Below are 8,129 nucleotides of genomic sequence, written 5' to 3' on the forward strand. Positions count from 1 at the left end.
ACCCCGGCCCACCAATTAGTAACGGAACCCCTCTAGAACGGGGGGTTTCAGCGGGAAACGGATTTGGTAGATCGCACAAAGTCCATCTGAGACTTTAAAAAGGCGCTCTACCATGTCCAACTCAAGTAATCAGCAGCACCTGATCACCTCGCCCAGCGGGGTGTATCAGTACTACCTCACCTTACCCAAATATCTCAGCAGCAAGCCCCGACTCCCTGTCCAGATTCGCTGGTCACTTGGGCGTGATGCCGCCTTGGCGCGCACGCTTGCCCGACTACTGGATGCTGAGCTTTCGCTTATCCTGAAACCCGGCGGGACTCTCGTCACGGCAGAGCTAGTGCGTGAACGTCTGAAGCAAGCCAACGCCTGGCTCAAACGCACCCTGGAAAATGCCAGAACCCCATGGGGCACACTGCCAACGCCTGCAGAGCTGGCTCAAACCGACTTATCGATTGGCAAGCAACGTCTGGTCGAAGATAGCGCAAAGCGAGCCACGCTGTTCAGCCACACGCCGGGTGGCGAACTCATTCTGTCTATCAGACCCAGCCAAGCTCTGCAGCGGGCCCTCAATTTACAGTTTGACCGCCTCGACTGGCCACTCGGTATCACTGATCACGCGCAGGGCCAAGATGCTGCTGTCTACGCACTCACTGCAGTCGCCCAGCTTGAGCAGCACACGCCAAATGCAGACCTAAGACACCCCGCCACCTTCCACGCTCTCGCCCTGTATGAGTACCTGTGTTACGCGCGACCAGACTGCGGTGCGACGTTGTCGGAAATTCCGACTGATCTACCCGGCTCCCTTGCGGCCTTTCGCATCCACAGCACACTGACCTCACTGAGCTGGCCAACGCCGAAGAAATCAGCATTCCTTACCCGCCAGCTTACCTCAGGCCTATATCGCCTTGAGATGACCTCCTGCGCCCTGAAAGACCAATACCCAATCCTGGCCACCCGCAGCTTTCAGCTGACATTGCCTACCACGTCAGCAATCGTGGCGACCTTGTTGAAAGAGCGTCTCGTATCAGCTGTTGAAAGCACCTTGCACCTGAACCTCCGACGAGCAGCAACGGAAACCTCACTGGCGCAGGCGCACCAGCAGCTGGAAGGCCTCGTGAGCCAGCTCATCGGTAGCGCGTTAGAAAAAACCCCGCTACCCAGCTTGCCACAAGCACGCCCCCTGACTGAGGAAAGCTCAACCCCCGTCGACCCAGCCAAGCAAGCACTGGCATCAGCGTTAAGTGCTCTGCTGCCTGAAGCCGAACGCGCTCAGCTCGACGCACTGATAAACGGCGCAAAAGGCATCACCATCGAGAGCAAAGCCGAACAGCTGAACGGCATTACCCTGGGCGAGCTTGCCAAGCGCTTCGAACAGGCCCAGGTCAACGAAGGCAACTGGACACATGTAAAAACGCTGCCGATGTGCCAGGCTCGATTAGCCACCCTCACCGAACTGCTTGGCTCTCACAAACGACTGAAAGCGCTGCGCCGCGCAGATTTTCTAACGCTTAGAGATCAACTGCGCAACCTCCCCAAAAACGCCCGCCAGATCGCTCTCCAACGCAAGCTTTCACTACCTGCCCTGGTCAACGACAAAACCAGTCCAGCCGTTCATCCGAGAACCGCCAAGAGTTACTTCGAGCTCGCCAAGGCTATGATGCGCTATGCACTGGATGAGGAACTAGTCGAGTATGACGTCACCTCCAACCTTCTATTTAAAACCCGCAATGCCTCACCTCCGACCAACCGCACATACAGCCATGAAATGCTGGTTAAACTCATCAACAGCCCGGCGTACTCGTCTGCCCAACCCAGATGGCGATTGGACGACTACAAATTCTGGCTCCCTCTGCTAGGTCTTTACACCGGGGCTCGCCTGGCGGAGCTTTGCCAACTGCGGCTAAGCGATATCCGCTGCTGCAATGGCATCTGGATAATCAACATCGATGACGCTGACGGCAAGCGGGTCAAAAATGCCGGCTCGGTGCGCCAGGTGCCGATCCATCACCAACTGATCAAGCTAGGCTTTCTCGACTTCATCAATAGCCGCAAACGCGCGAAAGCAGGCGGGAAAGCCCTACTTTTCGACTCCCTGCGTCTTTATCGGGCCTTACCTGACAGCCATGTCGCGAGCCGATGGTTTGGCTTTAACAAAGAAAGAAGCGGCCTGGCCGACGACAACGCCACCTTTCACGGCCTGCGCCACACCTTCATCCATCAATTTCGCGTGCAGCGGCTCGATATCCTGATTGCTAAGGCGCTGGTTGGGCATGTAGACACCAGCACCACTGGAGGCTATGGCGACATTTACCCGCTTAGTGTGCTGAAAGAAGAGATCGACAAGCTCGACTTTGAACTAGACCTCACGCACATCTCTTATGAGCGCTATCAGGCGATGCAAGAACGGCAAGGCAGCAGACAAATTGGCCGCCCACCCCGCTAGCCAAACACAAAGCCTCGATTAGCGTCTGGAGCGCTGATCGAGGCTTCAACAAGTAAAATAATTAACTAATTTTTATTTACACATATAAGTATATTTATTGGCTGAAAATTTACTCTTTCGCGCTTCGCCGCAATTAGATCGTTACCTTATTTACTGCCTAATGTCGCTGCAGCCCAATAAATTGACAAATTGTCAAGATTTCATATATCTATAGAGCCACAACAAAAAATGACCAGCGCCACGCTTTTCCCCTAAAAAAATACTTTACATCAAAAATAATTAATCATTACTATCGCCTCATCAAAAACAAGAGGCAGCAGATGACAGCGATAGTTTCAGAGACAAAATTGATCTCGATTACTGAGGGTTTTCACCTTCAGTACGACAGCAAGTACGAGAAGTTTTACCCGACTGTATTGAAGCAAATGCTGCCCATCACACAGATGCTCCAACAGCTGGATAGCTCGCCGAACATTCAGGATTACTTTGATGAAGTCCGCCAACGTTTCATCGATGCAAACGGCTACTCAGCAAAAGGGAAAAACATGCTGATAGCGCGTATGGAGAAGCTGAAAGGGGTAGTGAGTGGGAATGATCCGAAGCGTGTGATGGCTGACCTGGCCCTACAGGATATTCCGCGAATTAAGCGCCAGCTGCCCGCCACCTTAAAAAAGCAAAAACGCTCAAAAAGCCAAGGCGAAAACCTTCAAACGTATTACCAGCTTTTCAATCGGGTAATGACTGAGGCACGCAACGACGGCTTTATTTGCATTGAGCTGCGCTTAAACAGCTCAAAAACTACAAGACGAGTTCAAACCAAGCCCTTCGCTGTGGATGACCTGACAGCATTATTTAACGGCTGGCCTTACTCGCAACCAACATCTGAGCAGGCGGAGCAAATATCGCGCGACGCCCATCCATACCGCTTCTGGTTATTGCCACTCGGTATCTTTACCGGCGCTCGCCTAAACGAACTTTGTCAGCTTCGTGTCCACGACATCCAACGTGATGACAATAACGTCAATGTCATCAGCATCAACGACAACGGCTTCAACAAACAACTGAAGAACGAACAGTCACGCCGCGACATACCCATTTGCTCTGCGCTAAAGGACATGGGGTTTATGGAATATGTACAAGAACGCAGGGAGCAATCAGGTAAAGACGGGCAGCTATTCGAAGAGTTGAGCTATTCCAAGGAACATCTTTACTCAAGAATGCCCAGCCGATTCTTCTGTGGTTATGCAACGGGCACAGGATATATCGGTGAACACTGTCAGCACGCTAAGGAAGGCGCATTGAATTTCAAAAGCTGCCGTCGCAGCTTTGCCCAACGCCTAGAGACCTCAGGTATCGCTGAAAGTACTATTTCTCACCTTCTCGGACACCGCAGCAACGCTTGCGAAGTAACTCGAAAGCACTACCTCGACAAACCTTACAGCGTTCTCCTGAAAGAGGCGCTTGAGCAGGGCCTGAAATTCGGCGTCGATTATTCGCATCTACATTGGCAGCACTACAAAGCCATCATCGAGTCACAGCAAGGTCGTAGCCGGCGCGGTCGTCGCCCCAAGACTCATGCATAGCCTGTCGATCAACTTCGTCCGCAGGACGCCTGCCGAGTTTGATGTCAAACACAGGAGGCAGCTTGCTGCCCGGACCGTACCCGCAGGGCGGGCCGATGCGCACGAGTACGGGCGCACAAACCATACTCGCGCTTCGAGTATGGGGGCGCAGTGGCGGCACGGTATTGGCGAGGGCATCACGAACGACGGTGAGGTGAGGCCTAGCCAACACCATGCCGACATGGTTTTTCGCTCCGGCTAGGAGCGAAAAAACAAGCGCCCCTTCGCGAAGCGGCTGCTTTTGACATCAAAAAAACAATAATTATAAGGATGCCAATATGCTTGAAAGTACCAAACAGCGTTACCTAAAACTTGCTGCTAACTTCTACAGAACCCGGATGAATGGCGCAGCGCTATCCACCAGTAATATACGCTCAGCGCTCATTAACGCAGCACCAAGCTACCGCCCAGACTATTTCCGTGTGCTCAAGAATGCACTCGCTTTCGACGTTCGTGAACGTGGCTACTCGGCAGCGGCCGAAAAGATCCTAAAAATCCAAAACCCCACCACGCAACCAGAAAGCACACTTCCCGTAAAAGCAAAACGACCATCAGCCAAAGCACTCAGCGAGGATGACTTTCGCACCCTCTGTTGTCACTTGGGCGAACCAGGTAAAGCCCATGTATTTGCCGCCGTCATCCTGGCTTGGCACCTGGGAGTCAGACCTTCTGAGATGCACCAAATCCGAGTAGAGGGGGAGCATTTTTACATTACCGGCGCAAAAAAAGATGACACCGGTATAAGAGGAGCTGACCGAATATTGATGCTGCCCGACCCTGACGACTCCAGCCTTGTTGCTGATGCGGTGGACCTATACAACAGCACACGACGCAGCTTGGGCGCCACCAGGGATACCCTGCGAGAACAATGCAGACTGCTGTGGCCAAGGCGAAAAGTACAGCCCACATTGAAAAGCCTGCGCCACCAATTGGGCTCAAACCTGAAAGCATCCGGGCTTGCCCCTGAAACCATGGCTTACATCATGGGGCATCAATCCACACGCTCGATTGAACGCTATGGCGACAAACGCCTGGCACACAAAGGAAACCGCTCACTACCCTCCCCCGCCCCGCGTGCAGACACATCGAAAGTAAGAGTACGCTCAAGCGGTAAACCAGCCTGGCATTCGGCAGTAACTGCGACTAAAAATGAACCTTTGCCGCCTCCAACCCAACAAACCAAACGCCACAGTACCTGAAACCTCTCGCGCCAGGGACTCGATGCGAGACAGCAAAATGGGTATTAATCTAACTATATTTGGATATTTCAATACGTTTTGGGTACAAAAATACCTATCCATCGTATCCAACTGAGGCTTATTGAAGCCTTGACGGAAAATATCTGAAGGAGATGAGCGGCAGAACGTAAGGACCAGACTGTTTTATGAGCGGCTGCTTTCGGCCCAGAGTGTGTAAAAACGTCGGCCAGAAATCGAAGTGCGCGCGGCTACGTGGTTCCTGAAAAAGTGCGGCTGGTCTACAGACCAAGAATTCACGTAGAAGCGCGATTTTTGGGTCAGGTTTTGACCAGGTGAGTCGTCCTGGGAGTTTTTTCACAGCCTGGGCCAATAGCGGACTGCGTGTCAGGGCACAGCCTCTGCCGCAACTCAAAAGTCTTCAACTGGTAATTGTTGAACACTTTCGCGAGCGCTCTCCAGAAAAAGTTTTGGCAAAGTGAACTTGACCATCAAGACTGAGTGTTCTGCGTTGTCCATAACGATCAGCTCTGCAGTGCGCGCAGTGTCTGGCGCGCCAGAAGCCAAGGCATGTGCGGTCCTGAACCTGCGAACCACCTCGGGGGGCTGCTCAATAAACGTATAGGTCAGTTGACCTTGATTGAGGTTCAGAGTCTCGTAGTCGTTTATTCTACTCTGGAATTGCTGGATGCTTTGGCTCGTATGAATAGACTCGACCATATCAAGTTGGTCACTGGCACCTCGCATAGATACCATTGTGAACCCGTTTGCCAAAGCCCCAATGGCTTTGATGTAGAGGTCATTGTCAAACTCAGAGACCAGCGTTACCTGCGCCAGCTGCCCGTCCATCGGAATCAAAACCGCGCCGAAATTGCCCCCTACAAATTCAACGTCATCAGAGCAGACTGCTTTTCCACCGAAATCGGCTGCACAATCGTAGAAGCCCTGAGCCTCGCTGAATAGGGTCATAGGCGCTTTATAGGCCCAGGTCTTAAACAGCTTGGGTTGTTCTGACGCTGCCAATTGAGCGGTAAACAGGACGCAGGCAAATGCAACCACGATTAAACGCATGATGAAATCCTTTTCTGGTCTAAAATGCCCGCCTACCACCCTTTGCGCGGGACGTCAGCAAGGCTATGTATTACGAATTTCGACTCGCAGATTTTGCCATAGCCGAGAGATTCAAGCACACGTACATCTGTCATATGACTAAGACTGATGGGTACAGCTTTCCCAATCAATGAGCAAGCGCCCTTTTGATCAGGCAGCCCTTTTCCCGCCCTTCTCTCAATAGTCCGACATTCTCACCGGCAAGGAACGGCCGTCACTACGAGACTCGTATCAGCTTGAAAAAAGCAATCCCGACGGGCTTGAGGATGCAGGAGCCAGTAATCGAGACAAGCAAGAATTTCACCTTGACAGTAATATCAGGCTCCGTTCCACCACCTGAAGGTTTCCGGCTTTCGGAAAAACTTCCTAAAAGCCGGGGTCAGATTAAACCAAAGGACATGGCGTATTATTTGACCACCCCGTTATAAACGATGGTGGTTTCGCCATCCTTCCGGATGCTGAGCTTGTTGCCTTCGGCGAATGTCTCGACGGTCTCTGAACACCCATCGATATTGGTTTTGCCGTCGACATATTCTTGCTTGCTATCAAAGCTGAATGCATAGGTATTAGCTTCGCAGCTCCTGCCCATTTCGCCAGTTGAGACGACAAGCACGTAGTTGTTTGGGCCAAACGAATAAACCTTTTCGATGCTGACGTATCCAGTGGATTCGGGATCGTCCACCACGTATTCCATCAGATTCATTACTCCAGCTCTAGACTGATAAGTAAGCGCTGTCCCCATGTCCATATGCTCAATGGAAAAAGGGCCGCCAGAGTCGCTGGTCGTCAGAAGTGCTTCATAACTGATACTAGGAGCAGCGGGCGCGAGGTCGACGATCTGCACAGGGTTGCCTAAAGGCTCTAAACGCTGCGGTTCTGGACTAGGGTTTGTGCACTGTCCGGTTTCGCAGATACGGTTCCCCTTACAGTCAGTGTCTTTAGTGCACTGGCCAAGAGGTTGGGTGATCTGAGTAGTGTTTTCGGGTGCTGCGTCGCAGCCGACAAGGGAGCACGCGAGTAAAGAGACTACAGCCAAGCTTTTCATTTGCCAATTCCATTTGAGGTGAATCCCATAGTAGCCCAAATATGTCTTCATAACCGCATTAAAAAGCTAGTGCTTACGTACCGCAAAATACTGACAGCGGCATCTCGCAAAAAAGGTGACAGATCTATTTTATGTAGCGCGGCTGAGGTGCGAGTATCTAGTACAGGGCTTTTGCAGATGGCAGTATCGACGCCAATTCAGGCGCCCGGGGTGCTTGATGTGCATCCTACTGGCAAGCAGGCTGTAGTGGTCAACTGACTCCGGACAGTGGATAAAGTTTTTCCTCTGCCTTGGCAGGTGCTAAACCATCATTGAATTGATGTGGTCTTAGCCAGTTGTACCTTATCATCAGGTAATAGCTGATGTCTCGCTGTACTTCTTTGAACGTGGCGTATCCGATGCTTGATATCCATTCTGACTTCAAGCTGCGGAACGGCCGCTCCATGGGCGCATTATCCCAGCAGTTGCCCCGCCGGCTCATGCTTTGCCTCATACGGTAGCGCCATAACCGTTGCCTGAATTTGCGGCTGACATACTGGCTTCCCTGGTCCGAGTGAAACATCACGTCCTGAGGCCGGCCTCGCTATTCATAAGCCATATCCAGCGCTCTTATGACCAGCTCTGCATTCGGGTGACTCGATAGCGCCCAGCCCACAACACGACGGCTAAACAGATCCAAGACGACGGCAAGGTAACACCAGCGTCCTTGAGCC

At 52.1% G+C, this 8,129-nt stretch carries 5 protein-coding genes and 1 pseudogene; 3 read left to right on the forward strand and 3 right to left on the reverse strand.

Annotation, left to right across the window (positions count from 1 at the left end; all coding sequences use genetic code 11):
• Positions 1 to 112 precede the first annotated feature (112 nt).
• The 3 genes from EF096_RS17295 (at position 113) to EF096_RS17305 (ending at position 5,264) form a co-directional block, all read left to right on the forward strand.
• On the forward strand, positions 113 to 2,443 hold the full coding sequence (locus EF096_RS17295; RefSeq protein WP_123891036.1) for a site-specific integrase: 2,331 nt from the start codon (positions 113 to 115) through the stop codon (positions 2,441 to 2,443).
• A gap of 320 nt (positions 2,444 to 2,763) precedes the next feature.
• Positions 2,764 to 4,026: a tyrosine-type recombinase/integrase gene (locus EF096_RS17300; protein WP_235869782.1), complete on the forward strand. Its 1,263-nt coding sequence runs from the start codon at positions 2,764 to 2,766 to the stop codon at positions 4,024 to 4,026.
• Positions 4,027 to 4,343: 317 nt separating this feature from the next.
• Complete coding sequence (locus tag EF096_RS17305; RefSeq protein ID WP_123891037.1) at positions 4,344 to 5,264, forward strand: site-specific integrase; 921 nt, start codon at positions 4,344 to 4,346, stop codon at positions 5,262 to 5,264.
• Positions 5,265 to 5,672: 408 nt separating this feature from the next.
• On the opposite strand, the gene EF096_RS17310 is transcribed toward EF096_RS17305, so the two are convergent.
• The 3 genes and pseudogenes from EF096_RS17310 to EF096_RS17320 all read right to left on the reverse strand — a co-directional run.
• On the reverse strand, positions 5,673 to 6,332 hold the full coding sequence (locus EF096_RS17310; protein WP_123891038.1) for a hypothetical protein: 660 nt from the start codon (positions 6,330 to 6,332) through the stop codon (positions 5,673 to 5,675).
• 445 nt (positions 6,333 to 6,777) lie between these two features.
• Complete coding sequence (locus tag EF096_RS17315; RefSeq protein ID WP_123891039.1) at positions 6,778 to 7,416, reverse strand: hypothetical protein; 639 nt, start codon at positions 7,414 to 7,416, stop codon at positions 6,778 to 6,780.
• Between the two features lie 250 nt (positions 7,417 to 7,666).
• Positions 7,667 to 8,129: pseudogene (locus tag EF096_RS17320) on the reverse strand (IS3 family transposase); the annotation flags it as partial.

The organism is Pseudomonas neustonica, from assembly GCF_003797945.1.
Lineage (GTDB): Bacteria > Pseudomonadota > Gammaproteobacteria > Pseudomonadales > Pseudomonadaceae > Halopseudomonas > Halopseudomonas neustonica.

Bases quoted from the DNA above. Each gene is read 5' to 3' on its own strand.
- EF096_RS17315 (WP_123891039.1), bottom strand. From the start codon at position 7,416: ATGAAAAGCTTGGCTGTAGTCTCTTTACTCGCGTGCTCCCTTGTCGGC.
- EF096_RS17295 (WP_123891036.1), top strand. From the start codon at position 113: ATGTCCAACTCAAGTAATCAGCAGCACCTGATCACCTCGCCCAGCGGG.
- EF096_RS17305 (WP_123891037.1), top strand. From the start codon at position 4,344: ATGCTTGAAAGTACCAAACAGCGTTACCTAAAACTTGCTGCTAACTTC.
- EF096_RS17300 (WP_235869782.1), top strand. From the start codon at position 2,764: ATGACAGCGATAGTTTCAGAGACAAAATTGATCTCGATTACTGAGGGT.
- EF096_RS17310 (WP_123891038.1), bottom strand. From the start codon at position 6,332: ATGCGTTTAATCGTGGTTGCATTTGCCTGCGTCCTGTTTACCGCTCAA.